This window comes from Stenotrophomonas maltophilia group sp. P373 (assembly GCF_053295075.1).
Genome location: NZ_CM129994.1, coordinates 2,622,386 through 2,648,028, shown reverse-complemented (window position 1 = coordinate 2,648,028; position 25,643 = coordinate 2,622,386). Strand labels below are relative to the sequence as shown.

General features: G+C 66.6%; 24 protein-coding genes, 7 tRNA genes and 1 pseudogene. 18 read left to right on the top strand and 14 right to left on the bottom strand.

Annotation, left to right across the window (positions count from 1 at the left end):
- Positions 1–122: 122 nt before the first annotated feature.
- Positions 123–1,016 (bottom strand): mechanosensitive ion channel family protein, encoded by an 894-nt coding sequence (locus tag ACSYHF_RS12335; RefSeq protein ID WP_134955480.1) that lies wholly within the window; start codon positions 1,014–1,016, stop codon positions 123–125.
- Between the two features lie 145 nt (positions 1,017–1,161).
- Positions 1,162–3,540: a phosphoenolpyruvate synthase gene (ppsA, locus tag ACSYHF_RS12330; RefSeq protein WP_005417171.1), complete on the bottom strand. Its 2,379-nt coding sequence runs from the start codon at positions 3,538–3,540 to the stop codon at positions 1,162–1,164.
- A gap of 144 nt (positions 3,541–3,684) precedes the next feature.
- On the opposite strand from ppsA, the gene ppsR reads away from it, so the two are divergent.
- From ppsR to ACSYHF_RS12255, 15 genes are all read left to right on the top strand, one after another.
- The gene (gene ppsR, locus ACSYHF_RS12325) at positions 3,685–4,506 is read left to right on the top strand and encodes a posphoenolpyruvate synthetase regulatory kinase/phosphorylase PpsR (RefSeq protein WP_005417170.1); all 822 of its coding nucleotides are present in this window, start codon (positions 3,685–3,687) and stop codon (positions 4,504–4,506) included.
- Positions 4,507–4,626: 120 nt separating this feature from the next.
- Positions 4,627–5,136: a DUF1249 domain-containing protein gene (locus ACSYHF_RS12320; RefSeq protein WP_032954273.1), complete on the top strand. Its 510-nt coding sequence runs from the start codon at positions 4,627–4,629 to the stop codon at positions 5,134–5,136.
- A 42-nt stretch (positions 5,137–5,178) separates the two neighbouring features.
- Positions 5,179–5,667 (top strand): NUDIX hydrolase, encoded by a 489-nt coding sequence (locus ACSYHF_RS12315; protein WP_005417168.1) that lies wholly within the window; start codon positions 5,179–5,181, stop codon positions 5,665–5,667.
- A 143-nt stretch (positions 5,668–5,810) separates the two neighbouring features.
- Positions 5,811–6,425 (top strand): DUF2239 family protein, encoded by a 615-nt coding sequence (locus ACSYHF_RS12310; RefSeq protein ID WP_138951821.1) that lies wholly within the window; start codon positions 5,811–5,813, stop codon positions 6,423–6,425.
- Positions 6,426–6,542: 117 nt separating this feature from the next.
- Positions 6,543–7,904: an MATE family efflux transporter gene (locus ACSYHF_RS12305; RefSeq protein ID WP_188239369.1), complete on the top strand. Its 1,362-nt coding sequence runs from the start codon at positions 6,543–6,545 to the stop codon at positions 7,902–7,904.
- 528 nt (positions 7,905–8,432) lie between these two features.
- Positions 8,433–9,047, top strand: coding sequence for a CDP-alcohol phosphatidyltransferase family protein (locus ACSYHF_RS12300; protein ID WP_134955482.1), 615 nt, complete (start codon positions 8,433–8,435; stop codon positions 9,045–9,047).
- 22 nt (positions 9,048–9,069) lie between these two features.
- Positions 9,070–10,119 carry a class III poly(R)-hydroxyalkanoic acid synthase subunit PhaE gene (phaE, locus tag ACSYHF_RS12295; protein WP_447575695.1) on the top strand — a complete coding sequence of 350 codons (1,050 nt, stop codon included), beginning with the start codon at positions 9,070–9,072 and terminating at the stop codon, positions 10,117–10,119.
- Positions 10,116–11,183, top strand: a complete 1,068-nt coding sequence (gene phaC, locus ACSYHF_RS12290) for a class III poly(R)-hydroxyalkanoic acid synthase subunit PhaC (protein ID WP_005417157.1) — start codon at positions 10,116–10,118, stop codon at positions 11,181–11,183. The genes phaE and phaC overlap by 4 nt, the downstream gene beginning before the upstream one ends.
- 33 nt (positions 11,184–11,216) lie before the next feature.
- Complete coding sequence (locus ACSYHF_RS12285; RefSeq protein WP_447575694.1) at positions 11,217–11,585, top strand: YfeK family protein; 369 nt, start codon at positions 11,217–11,219, stop codon at positions 11,583–11,585.
- A gap of 112 nt (positions 11,586–11,697) precedes the next feature.
- On the top strand, positions 11,698–11,856 hold the full coding sequence (locus ACSYHF_RS12280; RefSeq protein ID WP_194430536.1) for a PspC domain-containing protein: 159 nt from the start codon (positions 11,698–11,700) through the stop codon (positions 11,854–11,856).
- 44 nt (positions 11,857–11,900) lie between these two features.
- Entirely contained in the window at positions 11,901–12,305 is a 405-nt protein-coding gene (locus tag ACSYHF_RS12275; protein ID WP_088123871.1) for a hypothetical protein, read from the top strand.
- 385 nt (positions 12,306–12,690) lie between these two features.
- Positions 12,691–12,906 carry a hypothetical protein gene (locus tag ACSYHF_RS12270; RefSeq protein ID WP_005417149.1) on the top strand — a complete coding sequence of 72 codons (216 nt, stop codon included), beginning with the start codon at positions 12,691–12,693 and terminating at the stop codon, positions 12,904–12,906.
- Between the two features lie 207 nt (positions 12,907–13,113).
- Positions 13,114–15,501, top strand: coding sequence for a Tex family protein (locus tag ACSYHF_RS12265; RefSeq protein ID WP_447575693.1), 2,388 nt, complete (start codon positions 13,114–13,116; stop codon positions 15,499–15,501).
- 208 nt (positions 15,502–15,709) lie between these two features.
- Positions 15,710–17,899 (top strand): PAS domain S-box protein, encoded by a 2,190-nt coding sequence (locus ACSYHF_RS12260; protein WP_065178518.1) that lies wholly within the window; start codon positions 15,710–15,712, stop codon positions 17,897–17,899.
- Positions 17,900–17,961: 62 nt separating this feature from the next.
- On the top strand, positions 17,962–18,264 hold the full coding sequence (locus tag ACSYHF_RS12255) for a hypothetical protein (protein ID WP_032954271.1): 303 nt from the start codon (positions 17,962–17,964) through the stop codon (positions 18,262–18,264).
- On the opposite strand, the gene ACSYHF_RS12250 is transcribed toward ACSYHF_RS12255, so the two are convergent.
- Together ACSYHF_RS12250 and ACSYHF_RS12245 are read right to left on the bottom strand one after the other, a co-directional pair.
- Entirely contained in the window at positions 18,206–18,454 is a 249-nt protein-coding gene (locus tag ACSYHF_RS12250) for a putative quinol monooxygenase (protein ID WP_447575692.1), read from the bottom strand. The genes ACSYHF_RS12255 and ACSYHF_RS12250 overlap by 59 nt on opposite strands.
- Before the next feature lie 101 nt (positions 18,455–18,555).
- Positions 18,556–19,644: a DUF5694 domain-containing protein gene (locus ACSYHF_RS12245; protein WP_065185760.1), complete on the bottom strand. Its 1,089-nt coding sequence runs from the start codon at positions 19,642–19,644 to the stop codon at positions 18,556–18,558.
- A gap of 532 nt (positions 19,645–20,176) precedes the next feature.
- On the opposite strand from ACSYHF_RS12245, the gene ACSYHF_RS12240 reads away from it, so the two are divergent.
- Positions 20,177–22,003, top strand: coding sequence for a methyl-accepting chemotaxis protein (locus tag ACSYHF_RS12240; RefSeq protein WP_069138247.1), 1,827 nt, complete (start codon positions 20,177–20,179; stop codon positions 22,001–22,003).
- 30 nt (positions 22,004–22,033) lie between these two features.
- On the opposite strand, the pseudogene ACSYHF_RS12235 reads toward ACSYHF_RS12240, so the two are convergent.
- The 3 genes and pseudogenes from ACSYHF_RS12235 to ACSYHF_RS12225 all read right to left on the bottom strand — a co-directional run.
- Positions 22,034–22,239 (bottom strand): annotated as a pseudogene (locus ACSYHF_RS12235) (GGDEF domain-containing protein); the annotation flags it as partial.
- On the bottom strand, positions 22,193–22,438 hold the full coding sequence (locus ACSYHF_RS12230; RefSeq protein ID WP_329847471.1) for a hypothetical protein: 246 nt from the start codon (positions 22,436–22,438) through the stop codon (positions 22,193–22,195). The gene ACSYHF_RS12230 and the pseudogene ACSYHF_RS12235, both read right to left, overlap by 47 nt.
- 70 nt (positions 22,439–22,508) lie before the next feature.
- Positions 22,509–22,594 (bottom strand) — tRNA-Leu (locus ACSYHF_RS12225).
- 132 nt (positions 22,595–22,726) lie between these two features.
- Between ACSYHF_RS12225 and ACSYHF_RS12220 the strand changes: the two genes are divergently transcribed.
- Positions 22,727–23,107 carry a response regulator gene (locus tag ACSYHF_RS12220; protein ID WP_447575691.1) on the top strand — a complete coding sequence of 127 codons (381 nt, stop codon included), beginning with the start codon at positions 22,727–22,729 and terminating at the stop codon, positions 23,105–23,107.
- A gap of 124 nt (positions 23,108–23,231) precedes the next feature.
- On the opposite strand, the gene ACSYHF_RS12215 is transcribed toward ACSYHF_RS12220, so the two are convergent.
- Positions 23,232–24,188, bottom strand: a complete 957-nt coding sequence (locus tag ACSYHF_RS12215; protein WP_005417123.1) for an SOS response-associated peptidase family protein — start codon at positions 24,186–24,188, stop codon at positions 23,232–23,234.
- 76 nt (positions 24,189–24,264) lie between these two features.
- Here ACSYHF_RS12215 and ACSYHF_RS12210 point away from each other — a divergent pair, with 76 nt between their 5' ends.
- Positions 24,265–24,681: a GNAT family N-acetyltransferase gene (locus tag ACSYHF_RS12210; protein WP_053500686.1), complete on the top strand. Its 417-nt coding sequence runs from the start codon at positions 24,265–24,267 to the stop codon at positions 24,679–24,681.
- Between the two features lie 95 nt (positions 24,682–24,776).
- On the opposite strand, the gene ACSYHF_RS12205 is transcribed toward ACSYHF_RS12210, so the two are convergent.
- From ACSYHF_RS12205 to ACSYHF_RS12180, 6 genes are all read right to left on the bottom strand, one after another.
- Positions 24,777–24,852: transfer RNA gene (locus ACSYHF_RS12205), tRNA-Glu, on the bottom strand.
- Between the two features lie 47 nt (positions 24,853–24,899).
- Positions 24,900–24,975: transfer RNA gene (locus ACSYHF_RS12200), tRNA-Ala, on the bottom strand.
- 44 nt (positions 24,976–25,019) lie between these two features.
- Positions 25,020–25,095 (bottom strand) — tRNA-Glu (locus tag ACSYHF_RS12195).
- A gap of 49 nt (positions 25,096–25,144) precedes the next feature.
- Positions 25,145–25,220: transfer RNA gene (locus tag ACSYHF_RS12190), tRNA-Ala, on the bottom strand.
- A 185-nt stretch (positions 25,221–25,405) separates the two neighbouring features.
- A tRNA-Glu gene (locus tag ACSYHF_RS12185) sits at positions 25,406–25,481 on the bottom strand.
- Between the two features lie 54 nt (positions 25,482–25,535).
- Positions 25,536–25,611: transfer RNA gene (locus ACSYHF_RS12180), tRNA-Ala, on the bottom strand.
- Positions 25,612–25,643 lie beyond the last annotated feature (32 nt).

The following is a 25,643-nucleotide window of genomic DNA, read 5'->3' as shown; positions in this document are numbered from 1 at the left end:
CTGCCGGCCAGCGGCCGGCACTACCGGTGCATGGAGATGGGTGGGTGCCGGCCAGCGGCCGGCACTACCAGGGGGCGCGGGGCAGGGTAGTGCCGGCCGCTGGCCGGCATTTCTGTTTGGGATCAGGGCTTGTCGCGCACCAGCGCCTCCGCCTCGACCACGCCGCCATCCTTGCCATGCAGGTAAAGGTGCATGTCCTGCTGCGGATACGGGATGTTGATGCCGGCTTTGTCGAAGCCCAGCTTCAGCTGCTCCAGCAGCGTGACCTTGGTACCGAACCAGTCGGCCGACTTCACGTAGCAGCGGATGCCCAGGTTGATGGCGTGCGCGCCCAGCTCATACACCACCACGTCCGGTGCCGGTGTCTGCAGCACGCGTGGGTCGGCCTTCATCAACGCCAGCGCGGTATCGCGCGCCAGCTGGATGTTGTCTTCATAGCCGATGCCGATCACCAGTTCGACGCGGCGGGTCGGTTCGGCGGTGAGGTTGATGATCGGTGCAGCGGTGATCAACGTGTTCGGAATGGTGGTGTGCTGGTTATCGGCACCGGTGATGACGGTCTGGAAGATGCGCACTTCGCGCACCGTGCCGGTCTGTCCGGCAACGGTGACTACGTCGCCGACGCGGAACGGCCGCAGTGTCACCAGCATCACGCCCGAGGCGATGTTGGACAGCGAATCCTTCAGGGCAAGGCCAACGGCCAGGCCGGCGGTGCCGAGCACGGCCAGCAGCGGCGTGATCTGCACGCCCAGCGTGCCGATGGCCAGCACCACCACGATCACCAGCGATGCGGCGTACACCACGTTGCGCAGGAAGCTGCCCAGCATCGGGTCCACGCCCATGCGCGCTGTGGCGCGCGGCATCGCGTTGGACAGGCGACGCGCCACCCACAGGCCCACCAGCAGCACCACGATGGCGGCCAGTAACGGCACACCGTAGGTTTCCAGCAGGCGCTCCCAGTTGAGCGAGTGGAACCAGGGCGTTGCGGCGGGGGCGGGAGGTGCGGCGGCGATCATGCGGAAGTCCTTTGCTGCGTAGCGATGTCTGCGTGGGGCCGGGCGTGCGTGGACGCCAGAAACAGCAAGCCCCGCAGAGGCGGGGCTTGCGTGCAGCAGCAGTATGGGCGGACGTCGATGAAAGCGACGTCAGCCCATCACGGCATCAGCCGTTGGCCTTCAGCTTGGCCAGGCGCAGCCAGGTATCAACCACGGTGTCCGGGTTCAGCGACACCGACTCGATGCCTTCCTGCATCAGCCATTCGGCCAGATCCGGGTGATCGGACGGGCCCTGGCCGCAGATGCCAACGTACTTGCCCTTGGCACGTGCTGCCTTGATCGCCATCGACAGCAGCTTCTTCACTGCCGGGTTACGTTCGTCGAACAGGTGCGCGACGATCGACGAGTCGCGGTCCAGGCCCAGGCTCAGCTGGGTCAGGTCGTTGGAGCCGATCGAGAAGCCGTCGAAGATTTCCAGGAATTCATCGGCGAGCAGTGCGTTGGACGGCACTTCGCACATCATGATGATCTTCAGGCCGTTCTCGCCCTGCTTCAGGCCGTTCTGTTCCAGCACCTCGATGACCTTGCGGCCTTCTTCCAGGGTGCGCACGAACGGAATCATGACCCACAGGTTGTCCAGGCCCATTTCGTTGCGCACGCGCAGCACGGCCTTGCACTCCAGCGCGAAGGCGGCCGAGAAGCTCGGATCGACGTAACGGCTGGCGCCGCGGAAGCCGATCATCGGGTTCTCTTCGTGCGGCTCGTAGTTGCTGCCGCCGATCAGGTTGGCGTACTCGTTGGACTTGAAGTCCGACAGGCGCACGATCACGGCGTTCGGGGCGACCGAGGCGGTGAGGGTGGCGATGCCTTCGGCCAGGCGGTCGACGTAGAAGCTGACCGGATCACCGTAGCCGGCGATCTTCTCGTCGATCTTCTTCTTGGTCGCGGCGTCCTGGCGGTCGTATTCCAGCAGCGCATTCGGATGGATGCCGATGTGGCTGGCGATGATCATTTCCAGGCGGGCCAGGCCGATGCCGGCGTTCGGCAGCTGGCCGAAGTCGAAGGCACGTTCCGGGTTGGCCACGTTCATCATGATCTTCAGCGGCGCCGGCGGCATGTTGCCCAGATCGGTGGTGGTGCGTTCAAAGCCGAGCTTGCCTTCGTAGATGAAGCCGGTATCGCCTTCAGCGCAGCTGACGGTGACCAGCTGGCCATCTTCGATGACCTGGGTCGCGTTGCCCGAACCAACCACGGCCGGCACGCCCAGCTCGCGCGCGATGATCGCGGCGTGGCAGGTGCGGCCACCGCGGTTGGTGACGATGGCCGAGGCGCGCTTCATCACCGGTTCCCAATCCGGATCGGTCATGTCGGCGATCAGCACGTCGCCGGGCTGCACGCGGTTCATGTCGTCCAGCGTCTTCACCACGCGGGCCACGCCCGAACCGATCTTGGCGCCGACGGCACGGCCCTCGGCCAGCACCTTGCCGCCCTTCTCGGTCAGCGCGAAGCGCTCGATCTGGGTGGCGTGGCTGCGCGACTTCACCGTTTCCGGGCGCGCCTGCACGATGAACAGCTTGCCGCTGACACCGTCCTTGGCCCACTCGATGTCCATCGGGCGGCCGTAGTGCTTTTCGATGACCAGCGCCTGCTTGGCCAGTTCCTGCACGTCCTCGTCGCTGATCGAGAAGGTGGTGCGCAGTTCGGCCGGCGTGTCTTCGATACGGACGCGCTCACCGGGGACATCCGAATACACCATGCGGATCGCCTTGCTGCCGAGCGAGCGGCGCAGGATCGCCGGCTTGCCGGCCTGCAGGGTGGGCTTGTAGACGTAGTATTCGTCCGGATTGACCGCGCCCTGCACGACCATCTCGCCCAAGCCGAACGAGGAGGTGACGAACACCACGTCGCGGAAGCCGGATTCGGTGTCCAGGGTGAACAGCACGCCGGAGGAACCGACGCCCGAACGCACCATCAGCTGCACGCCGGCGGACAGGAACACGTCCTCATGCTTGAAGCCGTGGTGCACGCGGTAGGCGATGGCGCGGTCGTTGTACAGCGAGGCGAACACTTCCTTGACCTTGTGCACGACGTCGTCGGCACCGGTCACGTTGAGGAAGGTTTCCTGCTGGCCGGCGAAGGACGCATCCGGCAGATCCTCGGCAGTGGCAGACGAACGCACGGCCACGGCCACGTCGCCGCCGCCATTCTCGGCGCTCAGCTTGGCGTAGGCGGTGCGGATGTCCTGGTCCAGCTGCGGCTGCAGCGGGGCGTCGATTACCCAGCCGCGGATTTCCTTGCCGGCTGCGGTCAGCGCGTTGACGTCCTCGACGTCCAGCGTGGCCAGCCTGTCGAAGATGCGCTTGGACAGGTCGTTGTGCGCGATGAAGTCCTTGAAGGCTTCAGCGGTGGTGGCATAACCGCCCGGCACCGAAACGCCCAGACCGGCCAGGTTGCCGATCATCTCGCCCAGGGACGAATTCTTGCCGCCTACGCGGGCCAGATCGGCCAGACGCAGTTCGTGCAACCACAGGATGTTCTCGTTCAAGCGCGATGCTCCGTTTGGCCATCGCCCGAGGCGGGCTGAGTGGCCGCGTCCGTAGGAAGAAGCCGATATGATGCCGGGCAGAGCACCGTCGGCACAAGCTTGTGCTGGCGGCCTTTTTAAGCTTCGTAGGGGGTAAAAGCGCGCATGTCGACCATCCGTCCGGTGTTCTACGTTTCCGATGGAACCGGTATCACCGCTGAAACCATTGGGCATAGCCTGCTGACCCAGTTCTCCGGGTTCAGCTTCATTACCGATCGGATGTCGTTTGTCGACGACCCTGAAAAAGCGCGTGAAGCCTGCGCCCGGATCCAGGCGGCGGGGGAGCGGTACCAGGTCCGGCCGATCGTGGTGAACTCCTGCGTGGACCAGAGCCTGAGCCTGATCCTGGCCGACAGCGGTGCCCTGATGCTGGATGTGTTCGCGCCGTTCATCGAGCCGCTGGAGCGCGAACTGGCCAGCCCTCGCCTGGCCCGGGTCGGCCAGGCCCACGGCATGGTCGATTTCGACACGTACCACCGCCGCATCAACGCGATGAACTTCGCCCTGACCCATGACGACGGCATCGCAGTGAACTATGACGATGCCGACGTGATCCTGGTGGCGGTGTCGCGCGCCGGCAAGACGCCCACCTGCATCTACCTGGCTCTGCATTACGGAGTGCGCGCGGCCAACTACCCGCTGACCGACGAAGACCTGGAAAGCGACCGCCTGCCGCCGCGCCTGCGCAACTACCGGCGCAAGCTGTTCGGGTTGACCATCGATCCGGACCGCCTGCAGCAGATCCGCCAGGAGCGCCGCCCGAACTCGCGCTACGCCAACCTGGACACCTGCAAGCGCGAGGTGGCCGCGGCCGAGACCATGTTCCGCATGGAGCGGATCCCGACCCTGAGCACCACCCACACCTCGATCGAGGAGATTTCCAGCAAGGTGCTGGCCACATTGGGGCTGCAGCGCGAGCTGTATTGACCCTTTTCGCACTGCGGGGCTGCCGGCCAGCGGCCGGCACTACCACGATGAAAGCGACCGTCGGGTTGGCTGTGGCTTGAGGCGCCCCCACGTTGAAGCACCAACGTGTAGGATCGACCCATGGCCCGAGCCTTGCCCCGTACCGAACGCATTCCCCGCCTGAGCCGGCTGAGCTGGCTCATGGGCCTGTACGCGGAGAACTACCGCCATCTGGTGCGCCTGTTCGAACCGGCGGGACTGGCGGCGGGCAGCTACATTTCCTCGATCGGCGACGGCCTGGATGTCCGCCTGGACGTGATCGAGTGCCACCGCTATACGGTGGAACTGCGGCTGACCTACGACATTGCCGACCCGGTCACCGGCGAGCCGGATCCCTCGGCCTATGTTCGCCTGTACCGTGACGCGCGCCAGGCCGAGACCACCCATTGCTACGTCGGCCGCCGCTGGCAGGACACCATGGGCCTGTACCCGCCGCCGGCGGAGTTGATCAGTCATCGCATGCGGATGAACACCTTCCTCGGCAAGTGGCTGGAATACCTGGCCGAGCGCGGCCACGGCGTCGCAACGCTGCGCCGTGACCCCGATGGCGCCGGTGCGCCTGCCGAGCGCCGCCTGTCGCTCGTGCGCTGATCGGCCATAATCCAGGGCTGACCTGCCGCTGGATGCCGCCCCATGCCGTACACCCCGATCGTCGCCACTCTGGGCTATGTGCTGTCGCCCGATCGTCGCCAGGTGCTGATGATCCATCGCAATACGCGCCCCGGTGACCATCACCTCGGCAAGTACAACGGCCTGGGTGGCAAGATCGAAGCGGACGAGGACGTGGCGGCCAGCATGCGCCGCGAGATTGCCGAGGAAGCCGGCATCGACTGCACCGGCATGCGCCTGCGCGGCACTCTCAGCTGGCCCGGTTTCGGCAAGCACGGCGAAGACTGGCTGGGCTTCGTGTTCGTCATCGACAGCTTCGAAGGTACCCCGCACGGCGGCAACCACGAAGGCACGCTGGAGTGGGTAGATCTGGACAAGCTGGACACGCTGCCGATGTGGGAAGGCGACCGCAACTTCCTGCCGCTGGTGTTCGACGCCGACCCGCGCCCGTTCCACGGCGTGATGCCGTACAAGGACGGGCGCATGGTCAGTTGGTCCTACAGCCGGCTGTGACCCGGTGAAGCGGGGAGGTGCCAACCATTCCGGGGAGTGCCAATCTGGGTTGGCACGCTCTTTTGGTCGATTAATGCCCGGGCAATATTGACAGCCATAAATTACCCGGGCAATATTCGCGCATCACCTCTGATGCCATTGCCATGCCTGCGTCCCGACTCCCTCCCTTCAGTTGTTTCGACGGCCATCGCCTCGTTGCCTGCGGCAGCCCGGAAGTGGCGGCACTGGCGCTCAAGCGGCTGCGCGCCGACAACGCTGCCGGACCATTGCTGGTGTTCGACAACGCCACCGGTCGCACCCGCGATTTCGATACGCGCGGCAGTGACGAGGAACTGCTGGCGCGGGTAACCGAAGCGTTTCCCCCCTCTGACGAGGCGGATGCCGAAATCACTGCCGAAGACGCTGCGACCCCGCGTGGCCGTGGCCGCCCCAAGCTGGGCGTGGTCGCCCGTGAAGTGACCTTGCTGCCGCGCCATTGGGCCTGGCTGGCCGAGCAGCCGGGCGGCGCCTCGGTGGCATTGCGAAAACTGGTGGAGGCGGCCAGCCGCGCCGGTGCGGACAAGGACCGCCGGCGTCGCGATGCCGAGCGCGCCTATCTCTTCCTGCAGACCATCGCCGGTGACCTGCCGGGCTTCGAGGAGGCCATCCGCGTGCTGTTCGCGCACGACCGTGCGGGCCTGGAAGCGGTGCTGCATTCCTGGCCCAGGGATGTGCGCGACCACGCCCTGCGTCTGGCGTTCGACAGCGCTGACGGCTGATCCATCGCGCCGTCGTTGAACGGCGGCGCCACCTGATCGCGGGCCACGGCCCGGTCCCCTGTGCTTGCTTTGCTGGTGGAAACGCCGGGCAGGGCAGCGCCTTGCCCAGAGAACCCCATGAACTCCCCTGTACATCCCACGCCCCTGGTCGCGCCGCCTCTGTGGCGCACCTACCTGGCCCTGCTGCTGCCGATGCTGCTGACCAATGCGCTGCAGCTGGCCGCAGGCACGCTGGACAACATCTACCTCGGCCATCTGCTCGGTACCCAGGCGGTGGCCGTGGCCGCTGCGTTCTTCCCGGTCTTCTTCCTGCTGCTGGCCCTGGTGATGGGCCTGGCGACCGGCGCGATGGTGCTGATCGGGCACGCCTGGGGCGCGGGGCGGCCGCAGCAGGTGCGCGCGGTGGCTGGCAGTGCGGTGGCGCTGATCCTTGTGCTGTCGGTGCTGGTGATGGCTCTGGGGAGCGGTTTCGCACCACAGCTTCTGATGTCACTGGGTACACCGGCACCGATCCTCGGTGAGTCCATCGTCTACGCGCGCGTGCTGCTGCTGGCGGCGCCGGCGTTTTTCCTCCTGTGGCTGGCCACTGCCGTGAGCCGCGCAGTAGGCGATGCGAAGACGCCACTGCATGCGCTGCTGCTGGCCACGGCGGTGGGCCTGCTGTGCACGCCGCTGCTGATTCTGGGCTGGGCCGGCCTGCCGCGGCTGGGATCGGCCAGTGCGGCGGTGTCGGCGGCGTTTGCCTCGCTGTTGGCCCTGGGCTGGCTGTTGTTGCGTTGGCATCGGGCAGGACATCCCTTGGCACCGGGCCCTGAGTTGTTGCATGCCATTCGTTTCGATGGCGCGATCATCCGATCGATGCTGCGCATCGGCATACCCTCCTCGCTGCAGATGCTCAGCCTGGCCGTCGCCGAAATCGTGTTGCTGGGCTGGATCAACCGTTACGGCTACACCGCTACGGCCGCCTACGGTGCGGTCAACCAGCTGATGAACTGGGTGCAGTTGCCGGCAATGTCGTTGGGGATCACCGCCACCATCCTCGCGGCGCATGCGATGGGCGCCGGGCGTACAGCACGGCTGCCGGCCATCGCCCGGACTGGTGTGCTGGTGGCGCTGGCGACGCTGAGCGTGGTGGTGGTGCTGGTTGTGGCGCTGGCGCGCGGGCTGACCGGGCTGATCCTGGCGGCAGCCGATGTGCGCGAGCTGGCTGCGTTGCAGCTGCGCACTGTGGTGTGGGGCGTGCTGGCGATGGGAATCAGCGCGGTGCTTGTCGGGGTGATGCGCGGCAGCGGCACGGTATGGTTGCCAGCGTTGCTGGGTATGGCAGCGGTGCTGCTGGTGGAACTGCCGCTGGCGATGTGGATGCAGGCGCAGCACGGGCTGGCCGGCGTGTGGTGGGCGTGGCCGCTGGGGTTGCTGGCCATGCTGGTGATGCAGGTGTTGTGCTTCGCGCGTTGGCGGCGGGTGCACGCTGGGTAGTGCCGGCCGCTGGCCGGCACTCCGGAATGGCAGGTGCAGCCGGCCAGCGGCCGGCTCTACCACTTCAGCGCCGCTGCGCCAGCAGCAGGCGGAAGTACAAGCACAGGGTGTTGACCGCCAGTGCAGCGCTGCGGCGGGGCCTTCGCAGCTGCGCGGCCAGGGTGGAAGCATCCGGCATCATCATCGCCCGTCACCAGGAATCGCGCGTGGCGGCGGCGGGCCCGCTGGTGACCATAGCGCCGACCTCGCGGCTTGGGAAGTAGGGAAACCCCGTGTCAGGGTGATGAGGAAATGTCCACCGTCGCAGTCGGTGAGATCTGGTTGTCCACAGGGGGTGTGGATTACGCGTGGGCAACTTTGTGGATAAGCCGCGACAGGGGCCACCCCCCTAGGCTGTCAAGATGGGTGGCGAAAAATTCACCGCCGGTGAGGGCGGGTGAGGGGGCGGTGAAGGGTGGGCCCCGTCAGCGCTGTCACCAGCGACGGCGCTCGCGGTAACCTGTGGGCCTTGATGCTCCGTGAGTCCCCATGAAACGTCACTTCTCGATGCTGCGCGAATTCCAGCTGGCCGACTGGTTCACCCTGGCCAATGCTTTCTGCGGCACCGGTGCGGTATTTGCCGCCATGCGCTTCCTGCAGGACGGCGAGCGTGGCTACCTGCTGTTCGGCATGGCGCTGATCCCGTTGGCCTTCATCTTCGACGCCCTTGATGGGCGCATCGCGCGCTGGCGCAAGTCCAGCTCCACCCTGGGCCGCGAGCTGGACTCGCTGTCCGACGTGATCTCCTTCGGGGTGGCCCCAGCGGCGCTGGCCTATGCCTGCGGCATGCAGGGTGGCTGGGACTGGCTGGTGCTGAGCTACTTCGTCTGCTGCGGCGTCAGCCGCCTGGCACGCTACAACGTCACAGCCGAGGCAATGACCGGCGATGAGGGCAAGGTCGCGTATTTCGAGGGCACCCCGATCCCGACCAGCCTGGTGCTGGTGATCGTACTGGCGATCGCCGCCGGCACCGATGCCATCGGCCAGAACATCTGGTTCGGCCAGTGGCAGATCGGACCGTGGCAGCTGCACCCGATGGTGCTGTTGTTCGCCCTGTCCGGGTCGCTGATGATCAGCAAGACCCTGCGTATCCCCAAGCCATGAGCCAGCCCTGCGGAGGCCTGCGATGACCAGCTCGGCCCACGATGCCGGCAGCAGCGATTTCGAGACGCTGGCCCGGCAGTACTTCGGCGCCTGGGGTGATGCTCTGCGCCATGCGGGCGCGCCCGCTGCACCTGCCGGTGACGACCCCGGCAGCTGGCAACGGTTGTTTGACTGGTGGGGCCAATTGCTGCCCGAACAGGCGCCCGGCGCGCCGGAAGATGCCATGCGCCGGTTCCGCGAACAGGCGGGCAGCTGGTACGGCACCATGCAGGAGGTCGCCGCTCGGTTTGCCGGCCGCGACGCCAGCAGTGCCGACGTGGCCCAGGCCTGGCGCGAGGCGGTGCAGGGGCAGGGCGACGGCATGCTGCAATGGATGCTGCAGGGCGCCCGCGGCAGCACCCACGCCGGTGCCGCAGTACCTGAATTCGCCGCATGGCTGCAGCAGTTCCAGCTGCAGGCGGGCCCGTGGCTGCAGAGCCCGGCATTCGGCCCCGGCCGCGAGCACCAGGCGCGCTGGCAGGCCCTGCTGCGTGCGCAGGAAGAATACCAGCAGCATTCGCGCGCCTATGTCGACCAGATCAAGCGGGCACTGGACGAGGCATTTGCGCTGTTCGAGCAGCGCCTGGCCGAGCACGAACAGCCGGGCAGCCAGCTGACCAGCGCCCGCGCGATGTTCGACCTGTGGATCGAAGTGGCCGAGGAGGCCTACGCCAAGGTCGCCATGTCCGAACCGTTCCAGCAGGTGTACGCCTCGCTGGGCAACGCGCAGATGCGTCTGCGCGCCGGCCTGCAGCGCGAGGTGGAACAGATGAGTGAACGTATCGGCCTGCCGACCCGCAGCGAGATGGATGCCGCACACCGCCGCATCGCCGAGCTGGAGCGCGGCCTGCGCCGGCTGCAGGCACAAGTGGCGGTGCTGGCTGGAACCGCTGCGGTCGATCCGGTGGCGCAGCCGACGCCGGCGAAGGTGAAGCCAGCCGCCCGCAAGGCCGCGAAGAGGGCCGCGCCGGCAAAGAAGGCGGCTGCCAGAAAGTCCGAATCTCGCACCACCTCACGGGCACGTGACCGATGAAGGGACCGCTGGGCTTCAACGCCGATGACCTGATGCAGGAGACCCTGGCCATGCAGCGCAAGCTGATGGAAGGGCTGAAGCTGCTGCCGCAGGTGGAAGACGTTGACTATGGCGTGACCGCCCGCGAGGAAGTGTGGCGCGACGGCAAGGTGGTGCTCTACCGCTTCGTCGGCGAACAGGCGCCGACCCGGCGCACGCCGCTGCTGATCGTCTACGCGCTGGTCAACCGGCCGTACATGGTCGACCTGCAGGCCGACCGCTCCCTGGTGCAGAAGCTGTTGGCGCTCGGGCAGGACGTGTACGTGCTGGACTGGGGCTACCCGGATCGTTCGGAGCGCTTCCAGACGCTGGAGGACTATCTGCTGCGCTATATCGATGGTGCGGTGGATGCACTGCGCGTGCGCAGTGGCGGCCCGATCGACCTGCTCGGCATCTGCCAGGGCGGTGTGTTCGCGCTGTGCTATGCCGCGCTGCGCCGGGAGAAGCTGGGCAAGCTGATCACCATGGTCACCCCGGTCGATTTCCAGACGGCCGACAACATGCTCTCGCACTGGGCGCGGCAGGTGGACGTGGATCTGCTGGTGGATACGCTGGGCAACATACCGGCTGACCTGATGAATGCCAGCTACCTGATGCTCAAGCCATTCCGCCTAAACGTGCAGAAGTACGTCGGTCTGCTCGATATCCTCGACGACAAGGCGGCGCTGGAGGATTTCCTGCGCATGGAAAAATGGATCTTCGATTCGCCGGACCTGGCGGGCGAGGCGTTCCGTGACTTCATCAAGCAGTTCTACCAGGGCAACGGCCTGGTGAACGGTACGGTGCGGATCGGCGAGGAAGCCGTGGATCTGTCGCAGGTGACCTTGCCGGTGCTGAACATCTATGCCGAGCAGGACCATCTGGTACCGCCGGACGCCTCGCGCGCGATGCGTGGGCGCCTGGGTACGGACGACTACACCGAGTCCAGTTTCCGCGGTGGCCACATTGGTATCTATGTGTCCGGCCGCGCCCAGCGCGAAGTGCCGGCCACGATCGATGGCTGGTTGAAGGCGCGTGACCTGTAGAGTCGAGCCATGCTCGACTGACCTGGGGGGATGATGACGTACCGGATTTCGTTGATTCTTGCGGCACTGCTGGCAGCACAATTTGCCCACCCCGCACCCAGTGCCGATGCACGCCGGGAGATCGCCCAGCTGATTTCCAGCCTGGACGGCTCGCAGTGCCGTTTCCAGCGCAATGGCAGCTGGTACGACGGCGGCGATGCGCGCGCCCATCTGCAGCGCAAGTACGACTACCTGCTGAAGAAGGACATGGTGGACAGCGCCGAGCAGTTCATCGAGCGCGCCGCCAGCCAGAGCAGCATGAGCGGGAAGCCTTACCGCATCCAGTGCCCGGGGCAGCCTGAACAGACCGCGGCCGCCTGGTTCGGTGCGCGGCTGCAGGCGCTGCGTCTCCGCACGCCGTAGACACGGAGGCGGTGTAGAGTCGCGGCGTGCTCGACTGATTCTGCCCGCAAGCCGAGGAGACACCGCCGTGAACACCACGCCCAAGACGCTGTCGCGTTCATTGAACGACCGCATGATTGCCGGCGTGATGGGCGGCATTGCCCATCGCTTCGGCTGGAACCCCACCCTGGTGCGGATCGTGTTCGTGCTGGTATCGATCGGCTCGGCCGCCTTCCCCGGCATTCTGATCTACCTGATCCTGTGGCTGCTGATTCCGAACGAGGCGGATTGAACACCGCCGCTCGATCCTGGCCGCTCTGGCTGCGCGCGCTGCAGATGCTGGGCGCCGCATGGACGTTGCCCAACACACTGATCGGCCTGATCGGCGGCTTGGCCGGCATGCTTGGCGGCGCGACGCTGCGCTGGAGCGGGCGGGACTGCGCCGTGGTGTTCGATCACTGGCCGTGGGGGCCGGGCGGTGCGATCACCCTGGGCAACGTGATCCTGCATACCGGCCATGACCTCGGCATCTGTTGCCGGACCTATGCGCATCAGGCGGGGTGGGGCGTGGAGCCGCTGATCCGGCTGGACGACCACGAGCGCGCGCACGTTTACCAGTACATGGTGCTGGGGCCGCTGTACCTGCCGGTGTACCTGCTGTGCGGCGGGGTGAGCGCGCGCAACCCGTTCGAGCGCGCGGCCGATCATTTCGCCCGGTTCGGGCGTGGTTGGTGGCCGTAGTTTCCAGCCAACGGCGCAGCCCCTCGTGGGTGGTGATGCCTGGTTGTCAAATGCAAAACCCTCGCGCTGGTCGGTCGGGTTGGGTTCACGGCGTCCCCGGCCTACCCACCCTCCCGGCCAGCCCACAGGAAACCGGCTTTCCGCGACCAACCAAACCACCCACGAGGGGCTGCGCCGTTGGCGGGAATCCCCCACCGATTCGTTAGCCGGAAGTTAAAGATCCGTAAGCATTCTGCAGCGATCCCGCAGTCATCTGCATGCAACCGATCGTCATTAGCCTTCGTGACGTTCCAGTCAGGTTCGACGCGGTAAGCTCTTCCTTGATGAGCTCGCAGCATCGCTCATCGAGCGCAGTACGCAGTAGCAATTTGGAGGAATACATCACATGGCAATCGTTCTTTATGTCGGTGGTAGCAAGGATGGCGAGAAGGGCGTGGTGCCCTACGGCTTCAGCAAATCCCGCGCCGACACCGCGCTGGGGCCGGAGTTCTACACGGAGCGGTTCATGGAACTGCAGGGTGTCGGCAAGGTCCGCCTGATGGCCCTGGAAGGCATGCGTGACGACATCGTCATGCAGCGCGCCGCTCGCCACTACCGCTGACCGACGCAACACGCGGCAGGGCGCGCCCACCATCGCGCGCCCGCGCCGGCATCCCAGCCCCGGGCCAGTCCGAGCCCGCTCTTTGCCAGGATGCCGGCGTCCAATCCGGCTTCGCCGCTGAACCTCGCCCCCTGTCAATGCCTTGTCCGGCTCCGTCGCGGATTGCCAGAATGGGGGCTTCCCGAAACGCGGCACAGACCTGAAGCAATGCACGACGCCAAGAACGCCCAGAGCGCGCTCGCCCAGCAGATCGCCCAGACCATCGCCGACGAGATCGGTGCCCAGTCCGCCCAGGTACGCGCCGCAGTCGGCCTGCTCGACGAAGGCGCCAGCGTTCCGTTCATCGCGCGCTACCGCAAGGAAGTGACCGGTGGCCTGGACGACACCCAGCTGCGCAACCTGGAAACCCGGCTGACCTACCTGCGCGAGCTGGAGGACCGCCGTGCGGCGGTGCTGGCCAGCATCGGCGAGCAGGGCAAGCTCAGTGACGAGCTGCGCAATGACATCCTGGCCGCCGACACCAAGAGCCGGCTGGAAGACCTGTACCTGCCGTACAAGCCCAAGCGCCGCACCCGTGCGCAGATCGCCCGCGAGGCCGGCCTGGAGCCGTTGGCCGATGGCCTGCTGGCCGACCCGACGCAGGACCCGCAGACGTTCGCGGCCACCTTCGTCGACGCCGACAAGGGCGTAGCCGACACCAAGGCCGCGTTGGAAGGCGCGCGCGCGATCCTGATGGAGCGCTGGGGCGAAGACGCCGCGCTGGTCGGTGAACTGCGCACCTGGCTGGGCGAGACCGGGGTGATCCGTGCCCGCGTCGCCGAGGGCAAGGAAACCGAGGGCGCCAAGTACCGCGACTACTTCGAGCATGCCGAGGCGCTGGCGAAGATTCCGTCGCATCGCTTGCTGGCACTGTTCCGTGCGCGCCGCGAGGAGATCCTGTTCCTGGAACTGGACCCGGGCAGCGATGCCGAGACTGGCCATCAGTACGCCGAAGGACGCGTGGCGCGCAAGGCCGGCATCGCCGACCAGGACCGTGCCGCCGACCGCTGGCTGCTGGATGCGTGCCGGCTGACCTGGCGCGCCAAGCTGCACACCCATCTGCTGCTGGACCTGTTCAACCAGGCCCGCGAAAAGGCCGAAGCCGAAGCCATCGCGGTGTTCGGCGACAACCTGAAGGACCTGTTGCTGGCGGCACCCGCCGGCCCGAAGACCGTGCTCGGACTGGACCCGGGCATCCGCACCGGCTGCAAGATCGCCGTGGTCGATGCCACCGGCAAGCTGGTCGCCACCGACACCATCTACCCGCACGAGCCGCGTCGCCAGTGGGAGCAGTCGCTGCAGACGATCAAGCAGCTGTGCGCCAAGCACAACGTGGAACTGATCGCGATCGGCAACGGCACCGCCAGCCGCGAAACCGACAAGCTGGCTGGTGAAGCGATCAAGGCCGCTGCCAACCCGAAGCTGCAGAAGGTAGTGGTCAGCGAGGCCGGGGCGTCGGTGTATTCGGCGTCCGAGTTCGCGGCCAGGGAGTTCCCGGGGCTGGACGTGTCGCTACGTGGGGCGGTGTCGATCGCCCGCCGCCTGCAGGACCCGCTGGCCGAACTGGTGAAGATCGAACCCAAGGCGATCGGTGTCGGCCAGTACCAGCACGATGTGGACCAGTACCGCCTGGCGCGCGCGCTGGATGCCCGCGTGGAGGACTGCGTGAACGCGGTGGGCGTGTACGTGAACACCGCTTCGGCTGCACTGTTGTCGCGGGTGTCTGGCCTGTCGGCCACGGTGGCCGAGAACATCGTGCGCCACCGTGATGCGAACGGCCCGTTCAAGCGCCGCAAGGACCTGCTGAAGGTCGCGCGCCTGGGCGAGAAGACCTTTGAACAGTGCGCGGGCTTCCTGCGCATTGCCGACGGTGATGAGCCGCTGGATGCTTCGGCGGTACACCCGGAAGCCTACCCGGTGGTCGAGCGCATCGTGGCCAGCACCGCGCGCCCGATCAAGGCGCTGATCGGTGATGGCAGCTTCCTGCGCGGCCTGAAGGCCGAGCAGTTCACCGATGCCACCTTCGGCGTGCCGACCGTGCGTGACATCCTCAAGGAACTGGAGAAGCCGGGCCGAGACCCACGTCCCGAGTTCAAGGCGGCACGCTTCGCCGAGGGCGTCGAGGACATCAAGGACCTGCGCGAGGGCATGGTGCTCGAGGGTGTGGTCAGCAACGTGGCGGCCTTCGGTGCCTTCGTCGATATCGGTGTGCACCAGGACGGCCTGATCCACATCTCGGCGCTTTCCGATACGTTCGTGAAGGACCCGCGCGACGTGGTCAAGGCCGGTGATATCGTCAAGGTGAAGGTGCTGGAGGTGGACGTGGCGCGCAAGCGCATCGCCCTGACCCGGCGCCTGGACGATACCCCCGGGCAAGCGACCAGCCGCCCGGGCCAGCGTGATGAGCGCGGCCATGGGCAGGGTCCGCGCCGCGATGCAGGCGGCCAGAACCGCGGGCCGAACCGGGGCCAAGGCAATGGCAGCCGTCCCGCCGCGCCCGCGCGGCCGGCCAACAACGCCCTGGCCGAGGCCTTCGCCCGCGCCAAGCGCAGTTGAGGACCGCGTTCCCCGTCACACTTGATTCGTGGCGGGGGACTTGTCGATTTTCCCCGTGATTGCGCACACTTGCGCTTGAGGGGAGGCGTCCGGCCACCCCGCTGTTGCTGGGGAGGGCCATGACGCCAGCACGACCCGCCATCTTCGTTGCAGGCCGCAGCGTTCCGCTGCGGTCGGCGCCTGCCCGTGCCGGCAGGGGACCGGATTGATGCCGGGCCAGGGCACCCACGGCAATGGACTGCTGGAGCGCCGCCTGCAGGAGCTGGCGGAAGAGCGTCGCCGCCTGGCGATGATCATCGACGGTACCGCCGCGGGAACCTGGGAATGGAACGTGCAGACCGGCGAGATGCGGGTCAACGCGCGCTGGGCTGAGATCGTCGGCTACCGCCTGGAAGAGCTGCAACCCATCTGCCAGAAGACGTTCCTGAAGCTGGTCCATCCCGATGACATCGCGCTGTCCGATGCGGCGCTGGATGAGCATTTCGAAGGCCGCAGCGACAACTACGCCTGCCTGCTGCGCATGCGCCACAAGAACGGGCAGTGGATCTGGATCCAGGACCGCGGGCGGGTCTTCGAATGGGATGGGCAGGGCAAGCCGCTGTGGATGGCCGGCGCGCATGCTGACGTCACCGAGCTGCAGCAGGCGAGGCAGGACGCGGCCGAGACCCGGCAACGCCTGCAGGCCGTGGTCGATGCGTCCGATGAGGTAGCGGTGATCGCCACCGATACCGATGGCACCATCACCCTGTTCAACACGGGTGCGGAGCGCCTGCTGGGCTACAGCGCAGCGGAGGTGGTCGGCCAGCGCCGGCTCGATGCGTTCCACGATCCGGAGGAACTGAAAGCCTGGCTGGAGCCGCTGGCCGATGCCGAGGGCAACCTTCCCGACGTGTTCGAAGCGCTCAGTGCTCGCGCTGACGGGCAGACCTACTCGCGGCAGTGGACGTTGCTGCGCAAGGAGGGCCTGCCACGCCAGGTGCGCCTGTCGATCAGCCGCATGGAAGGTGCCGATGGCGCACGCATCGGCTACGTCGGCATGGCCATCGACATCACCGAGATCCTGCAGGCACGGGCTGAGGCGCGGCTGTCGGCGGAGAAGTTCGCCGGTGCATTCACGTCGGCGGCGTTGGGCATGGCGCTGGTGTCGCTGGAGGGGCGTTGGCTGGACGTCAATGATGCGCTGTGCCGGATCCTGGGTTACCCGCGCGAAGAGCTGCTGCAGGTCGACTTCCAGCGCCTGACCCATCCCGATGACCTGCAGACCGACCTGGCCCTGGTGCAGGACCTGCTGGCCGGACGGCGCAGCCATTACCACCTTGAAAAGCGCTATCTCGACCGCGACGGCCGCATCATCTGGGCGCGGCTGTCAGTGTCGCTGGTGCGCAGCGAGCATGGCCAGCCACTGCATTTCGTGTCGCAGATCCAGGACATCACCGCCCAGCGCAGCAGTGAGCAACGCCTGTTCGAGAGCGAACAGCGCAGTCGCATCACCCTGGATGCGGTGGCCGACCTGGTGCTCAGCGTCAACCTTGACGGCCGCATCGACTATGCCAACGCGGCCGCGGTACGCACCCTGGCCGGTGATGGCGCGCTGTCGCTGGCCGGGCACAGGGTGCAGGACGTGCTGGCGCTGACCACCGAGTACGCGCCCGGCTCGGTGCTGGATGTGCAGGTACTCCTGGACCCGGAAAGCAACGCGGTGGACCTGCATGCCGACCTGCTGCTGCGCCTGGGCACGGCAACGGTGCCGGTGGATCTGACGCGGGCCTGGCTGCGCGATGACGAAGGCCATGTGCGCGGCGCGGTGTGGGTGCTGCGCGACGACACCCAGCAGCGGGCGCGGCAGCGCGAAGCCCGCCACCTGGCCGAGATCGATCCACTCACCGAACTGAGCAACCGCCGCGGTTTCGAGGTGCACCTGCAGCAGGCGATCACCCGCGTCGAGCGCACCGGGCAGGCCGCCTCGCTGATGTACATCGATCTGGACCGCTTCAAGCCGGTCAACGACACCTGGGGCCACCTGGCCGGCGATGCCGTGCTGTGGGCGGTGGCCAGTGTGCTGCGACATGGTGTGCGTGATTCGGACGTGGTGGCGCGGCTGGGCGGCGACGAGTTCGCGGTGATCCTGTCCGGGTGTACGCCGCGTCGTGCCGCACGGATCGGCGGTGAGCTCCTGCAGACCCTGTCAGCGCTGTCCATTCCATGGGATCAGCACCGGCTGCGGGTCGGTGCCAGCATCGGCATCGCGCCCCTGGCGGGGGGCATGAGCGTGGACCAGGCAGTGGCCGCTGCCGATGCACAGTGCTACCGGGCCAAGGCGCTGGGGCGCAACAACGTGCAGGTGCAGGGCGAGCTGTCGGGGCTTCCAGGCGACGATGCCGATGCCGCCCAGGACTGATCTCAGCCTGTGAGAGGACGCGCGCGAATACTGCGCGCATCTCCACTCAAGCAGGTGAACCCATGAATGCCTGGAACCCGGTTGCGGTGCGCATGTTCATTCCGGCCCTGATCGGCTGGTGCCTGGCGCTGGCCACCTGCCTGCGCGCCGAACAGCTGCGCGGCGACCCGTACGCGCAGGCGTTGTTGCCCGTGCTGCAGCAAGGCGCGGTCGCGCTGCTGGTCCTGAGCCTGGCCTGCACGGTTGCAGCCTGCCTGTTGCTGTGGCGGCATGGCCGCAGCGTCGGCGGGCGTCTCGCTTCCGGCACTACACCCGTGCGGCGTCCATCAGCAGGACCCGGCACGGTGCGCGCTGGAACGCGTTGATCTGAGGCACCAGACGCTGGAAGTGCTCGCTGGCGCAATGGATATCCAGTGCGTCGCGGTCCGGCCATTGCTCGATGAAGACGAAATGCCCGGGGTCCTTCTGGTCGACGAACAGTTCATAGCCGAGGCAGAGCGGCTCTCGCTGCGTGCATGCGACCAGCTCGCGGTACAGGGGAAGCACGGTATCCACGGCATCGGGATGGATGATCCTCGGCGATCACTTTCAGCATGTCGGCACCTGCAGACGGGCCTTGCAGGATAGTGCCAGCGCATGGCCGGCACCTATCCTGGTCAACGCAGTACTGCGTCCGTACTGACCAGCTGCACGTCGTGCATCTGGTTGAGGTAGGCCTCGTAGTAGCCCTTGTGCGAGGCACCGACGATGGCCAGCATTCGGCTGCCAGGGTGCAGGCCCAGCACGTCGCGGATGTTGGCGACCATGCGCAGGTTGCGGGTTTCCCAGTAACCGACATACATCCGGCCGAACGCCTTGGAGGACGGCTCGACGAGCGTCGCGCCGAAGTCGCTCTGGTACGCTGCCATCGCTGCCGCCGGGCTGTTGTAATCCTGATACAGCGCCATGACGCCACCGGGCTTGTCCAGATTGGCCACGAGGCGTTCATCGGCCTCCCGTCGCGCCCGCAAGTACGTATTGTTCCAGGCACCGGTGATGGCTGCACTGGCCGCCGCCTTATCCTCCGCCGGTGTGGGAGAATCGGCCGTGTGGTCGTCCACGGCCCACAGCCGTTCATGCCCGAGGCGGGCGGCAACGACGGCGGCGATCAGGCTGGTTTCATTGCGGCGGACCAGGCCTTTGCCGAGGATCTCGACCAGGGCCGGCGTCAGCCCATCGCCGGCTTTGCGCTCGGACGCAGGCAGGCGCAGCCATTGCACCTGCGCCGAGCCGCGTTCGCCCGCAGCCAGGAACAATGCGGCGAGCCGACGACGCTGGGCGGGCGTCGGCTCGTCCGGCCAGGTCGCAAGCAGGCGCTCGGCCTGGGCGTTCGCTGAAGGCACGTCCAGGCCGGTGGCAGCCTGCGCAGCGGTGGTGTCGAAGCAGTAGGTGGCCACGCTCTCCGCATAGCGTTCCGGGTAGCGACGCATGGAATCGCACTGGAGGCCGGACAGGTCTTCGGTGGCGATCAGCCCGGGCTTCCAGGCGACCAGTCGCTGCAGCAACGGTTCAAGCAAGGCGGGCTGGAAGGACTTGGGCAGGCCGGACAGGTGGGCGGTGCCCAGTACCAGTACCTCGTTCGGTCGCCCTGCAGGCGGCCCCTTCAGCTGGTCCGGCTGGAAGGCGGGCCGATAGGTGGCATCGGCAGCGAGGGCGCCGGTACTGCACAGGCCCAGGATCAGGAAGCTGGCCAAGCGTGGGAACATGCGATCTCCGTGTCAGTGAGCGTCCTGCGGTTCGCTGCATGCTGGCCATTTTCACCTGCCATGGAATCGCCCGTTGGTCATGCAAACCTTTTGGGCTTGAACTGCATCGGCGTGCCGGGCAAGGCTATGCCCAGTGACGGCGGCAACGCGCGATATGTTCCGTGACGACACCCCGTGCCCCGCCGAGCGTGAGCAGAATGTGAAGTACATCGCGATTGTCTACCGCGTCCCTGCAGCCGCATCTGAAGTTGCGACGGACGTCGCGTAATCCGGCTAAAGCCACCGATCGCCTCGCCGATACTCCCTCTGGATCCCGCTCCAGTCACCCGCCGCAGGACCCCAGGCCGTCCCCGATGGGCGGCCCGCGCTGTGTGTTCCGCCGCTCCCAGATGCCGATCGCACCCGCAGCAGACGTTCGTGGCAGTCGCTCGAGAGGTGCCGGTTGGCACCTGTAGTCCCTGGCACCTGAAGTTGCCGCCGGGCATCCCGCCCGTCGGGTCGCAACCGCTTACCGGACACCGAGGATCAGACAATGCTCATTCCAGGCTTCACGGCGGGCGCGCAGGCGCCGGCCGAGCTGCATACCCGTTGGTCGCCGTGGCGTGCCCTGCTGGGCGCGCTGGCTCCCCAGCACCGCACCGGCGCCGAGGCCGTGTCCGATGGCCGTGCCGAGCTGGAAGCCCAGGTCGCGGCGCTGCACCGGGTCCAGGCGGTCATCGAGTTCGCCCTCGATGGCACCATCCTGCAGGCCAATGACAACTTCCTGCAGGCGATGGGCTACCGGCTGGAGGAGATCCAGGGAAAGCATCATTCCCTGTTCGTCGATCCCGAGCAGGCGCGCAGCGCCGAGTACCGCGAGTTCTGGGCGCGGCTGGGGCGTGGCGAATATGACGCTGGCCAGTACCGGCGCTTCGGCAAGGGCCAGCGCGAGATCTGGATCCAGGCCTCGTACAACCCGGTGCTGGACCGGCAGGGGCGGCCATACAAGGTGGTCAAGTTCGCCACCGACATCACTGCGCAGAAGCTGCAGGCAGCCGACTCGGCCGGGCAGCTGGCGGCGATCGACAAGTCGCAGGCGGTGATCGAGTTCGGCATGGACGGCCGCATCCTTTCGGCCAACGACAACTTCCTGGCCGCCACCGGCTACAGCCTGGACGACGTGCGTGGCCAGCACCACTCGCTGTTCGTCGAGCCCGAGTATCGTGGCAGTGCCGAGTATCGCCAGTTCTGGGAGAAGCTCGGCCGTGGCGAATACGATGCCGGCCAGTACCGGCGCCTCGGCAAGGGCGGGCGCGAGGTCTGGATCCAGGCGTCCTACAACCCGATCCTGGATCTCAACGGAAAGCCGTTCAAGGTGGTCAAGTACGCCACCGACATCACCGCGCAGGTGCATGAGAACCAGGCCATGCAACGTGCCGTGGCGCAGACCCGTGAAGTGGTGGCGGCCGCGAAGGAGGGCGACCTGACCCGGCGCGTGGCCACTGCCGACAAGAACGGGCCGATCGCCGAGCTGTGCGAAGGCGTGAATTCGTTGGTGGAGGCGATGGCCGCGATCATCGCCCAGATCAAGTTCGCCGCCGACACCATCGCCGTCGGTGCCACCGAGATCGCGCAGGGCAACAGCGATCTGTCGCAGCGCACCGAGCAGCAGGCCGCGTCGCTGGAGGAGACCGCGGTGTCGATGAAGGGCCTGGCCGAGACCGTGCAGCGCACCGCGACCAACGCACGGCAGGCCAGTCAGCTGGCCGGTGGTGCTGCTGATGTCGCTGCCCGCGGTGGCAACGTGGTGCACGAAGTGGTCGAGACCATGGCCGTGATCAACGCGTCCTCGCGGCGCATCGTCGACATCATCGGCGTGATCGACGGCATTGCTTTCCAGACCAACATCCTTGCGTTGAACGCGGCGGTGGAAGCAGCGCGTGCGGGCGAACACGGGCGTGGCTTCGCCGTGGTCGCCACCGAGATCCGCGAACTGTCGCAGCGCTCGGCCAGTGCCGCGAAGGAGATCAAGCAGCTGATCGATGCGTCGGTGGCCAATGTCGGCGCCGGTACCGCGCAGGTTGAGAGCGCCGGACGCACCATGGACGAGATCGTGGTCAATGTGCGCCGTGTCAGTGATCTGATGTCCGAGATCAGCACGGCCGCGCAGCAGCAGAGCGACGACATCCAGCAGATGAACCATGCCGTCGATCTGATCGATCAGGGCACCCAGCAGAACGCCGCGCTGGTCGAGGAAGCCTCGGCCGCAGCGCGCAGCATGGAAGAGCAGTCGGCGCAGCTGCTGCAGACGGTGGCCAGCTTCCGGGTGCAGGGCGGGGCCGGGCACCTGCATGGCGCGGCGGTGCTGCGCGCGGTCTAGGCCCGGCGGTCGGAGTGTTGTTCCCCGGCATCGTGGGTCGGCCTGCTCATGCGCAGCCTGCCAGGCTACGCCGATGCTGATGGTCACATGGGGCCTCAGCGGCGGGCAGGGCGGCGGTTTCCACGGCGGCGCGCAGGCGCTCGCAGGGTGGCGATGAATTCCTCGCCGCCGTCGCGGGCCAGCAGGTCATCACTGCGTTGCGGGCAGCCGTCGAGGATCGCGGCGACCGCCTGCAGGGTGTTGGCGTCCCAGCGCCCGGCGCTGATCGGATGCGTCAGGCAGATGGCGGGCGATCTGCAGCGCCATCGCCCGTTCGGAAACGTCGCCCCAGCTGGTGTGCTCGATCACGCCCGGCAGCGAGAAGTAGTGGGACCGGGCGACGGCGTCGGACGCCCGCAGGAGGGGCAATCGCGCGGGCAGGACATGCTGGGGCATGCCTGCCAGTGTCGGCGCTCTGGCCCGGGAAATGCAAAAGGCCAGGTCATGGACCTGGCCTTTGATGCAGTGGTGCCGGTGAAAGGACTCGAACCTTCATGGGGTCACCCCCGGCTGATTTTGAGTCAGCTGCGTATACCATTCCGCCACACCGGCAGGCAGCGTGCGAGTGTAACCGAGGTCGGCAGGCGATGCATAGTAGGAGGGCCTATGAGGGCGGTTTCTGTCGGCATTGGCCCCTTGATAGCTATACTCCCAGCGTGCAATTGCCTCCAGGAGCGGTAGCCGATGACAGTGTTGCAGGACCTGAGGGTGCTGGTGGTCGAGAACGACGAAATGAGCGCGGCCCTGCTGCAGATGCAGCTGGTGCATGCCGGTGCGGTCGTGGTTGGCCTCGCAGCGAGTGTGTCCGAGTCCCTGCGGCTGCTGGAGCAGAGCACTCCTGACGTGGCCCTGCTGGATTACCGGCTGGCCCGCAACGAGACCAGTGAGCCGGTGGCTGCAGCGCTTTCATCGCGTGGCATTCCGTTCGTGCTGGCCACCGGGATGCTGGCCGAGCAGCTGCCGGCGCCGATGTTGGCCGGCCTGCTGCTGGTCAAGCCGTACCTGTCGGCTGATCTGTCACGCGCGCTGGCGCGAGCGGTGGGTCGCTCCAGCGTCAAGGCCTGAGCCGTCCGCCACGGACCGGCAGGGGGATACTGCCGACGGCTGAATGCTCGCGTCTGCGATGTTCGGCGGCAACCCCTGATCCAGGAACCCCGCCCAGGCGGGGTTTTTCAATTGCGTCCGGCGCTCAGCCCGCTTCCTCGTACACGTAACGGATCTCCTCGCGGTCGTCGAGGATGCGGTACTGGCGCGCCAGGTCATCCGGTTCGGGGTTGAGCCAGGCGTCGAGGTGTTCCTTGCGGATCGGCACTACGCCGCGGTCATGCCCGGCAGCGGCGACGTCGCTGGGCGGTGCGTCGGTGATCGTGGCAAACGACAGCAGGCGGCCTTCCGGTCCTTCCCATTCTGCCCAGAGGCAGGCCAGCAGCAGGTCGCGGGGCGGATCGGGACGGAATTCGAGTACCACGTCCTGTTCCTTTTCGTCGGCACCGAGGGTGCGGCCGGCGATGGCGTGGCGGGGCACGTGCTCGTAGAACGCCTGTACCACCACCACGCCATGGCGCAGTCCGAACGCACCCCGCCAGTAACCTTCCAGGCTGTCGCGCCGCGCATTGTAAGTGCCGGGGTAAAGCACGTCGTTGCGCGCCGGCTTGTCCGGCAGCCGGCACTGGTAGCGCATCGGCCTGATCACGCGCTGGCCGTTCTCGCTGACCATCACCGGTGCGTAGGTGCCGGGGAAAATGCGGTTGTCACGCGGCAGCAGCTGCACCCGATGCAGGTCTTCCAGCCGGGCCTGTGCGCGCTCGATGCGGTTGCCGGCCACGCGCAGGTCGTTGCGCGCCTTCTGCGTGGGCCGGGTGGCCAGCGTGGCATGGGCAATATCGCGTCGTTCGCGTTGCCGGGCCAGTTCGGCCTCCAGTGCCTGTTGCTCCTGCGCATGCCATTGCTGGATCTTCGCCACGATGTCCCGCCCCTGTTCGGTACGCGCACCGGCGAATCCGTCATCCATCGCCTTCGGGGTCTTCGGCCGCTTCTTGCCCGGATCGTGTGCGTACAGCTCGGCGAAGTCCTCCAGCGACAGGATGGCGCCGAACTCGCGTACCAGCTTGGCGTAGTCAGCGCGGATCAGGGCGGAATAGCACATGGGACTCTTTGGGCCTGGGTCGCAGCGGCTGCGACGTGGATGCGGCAGGATAGCCCGACCCATCCGGAGATGCCGCATGAATGGTTCCATCACCTGCCAGTTCCGCGAAGCCGTACCCACGGTCGAGGACTACTGCCAGTTGCGCGTGCTCGCAGGCCTCAGCGCCAAGTCCCGCGAAGCAGCCGCCCGCGCGCTGCCCAATACGTTGTTCGGCGTGTGCGCTTACCAGGGTGCAGAACTTGTGGCGATGGGCCGTATCGTCGGCGATGGCGGCTGCCACCTGCAGGTCTGTGATATCGCGGTGCTGCCGCGTTTGCAGGGGCAGGGCCTGGGCAAGGAAGTGATGCGGCGGCTGGACGGCTGGATGCAGGCCAACCTGCCGCCGTCGGCGTACGTCAGCCTGCTGGCCGATGGCGAGGCGCATCGGCTGTATGCACAGTTTGGTTTCGCACCGACTGCGCCGGCATCGATCGGGATGTATCGGCGGTTCTGAGCCATGGGCGGGGTGAAGCCATCTACGCGCAGGGAGGTTTGATGGCAGATCGCGGGCAAAGAAAAACCCCGGCCGAAGCCGGGGTTTTCAAGAATTGGCGTCCCCACGGGGATTCGAACCCCGGTCGCCACCGTGAAAGGGTGATGTCCTAGGCCTCTAGACGATGGGGACGCACGAAAACTTCAAGTTGTAGATCCTTCGACGGCCTAATGTCGAAGTGGTGGAGCCAAGCGGGATCGAACCGCTGACCTCCTGCATGCCATGCAGGCGCTCTCCCAGCTGAGCTATGGCCCCATGAAACTCTGGATATCTGCCAGGAGCAGAGTCCGTTTTGAAACTGGCGTCCCCACGGGGATTCGAACCCCGGTCGCCACCGTGAAAGGGTGATGTCCTAGGCCTCTAGACGATGGGGACGCACGAAAAACTTCAAGTTGTAGAACTTTCGACGGCCTAATGTCGAAAGTGGTGGAGCCAAGCGGGATCGAACCGCTGACCTCCTGCATGCCATGCAGGCGCTCTCCCAGCTGAGCTATGGCCCCGTGTTACCGAGCCGCCTATCATACCTGCGTGTTCACGTTTGTGGAAGCTTTTTTCGAACTTTTTTCGTCCCGATTCAACCTTTGCCACCAAGGGCAGGGGAACCGCAACGCCACAACCTGAATGCCGGTAGGCGGTGAACAAAAAAGACCCGGTTATCGGCCGGGTCCTCGTTGTTCGTGATGAGTGGCGTCCCCACGGGGATTCGAACCCCGGTCGCCACCGTGAAAGGGTGATGTCCTAGGCCTCTAGACGATGGGGACGCAATTCTCATCAATGTTCTTTAGCGACCTTTCGACGGCCTAATGCCGAAAGATTGGTGGAGCCAAGCGGGATCGAACCGCTGACCTCCTGCATGCCATGCAGGCGCTCTCCCAGCTGAGCTATGGCCCCACGTCGCTGAGGAGCGAAATAATAGCCTTGCC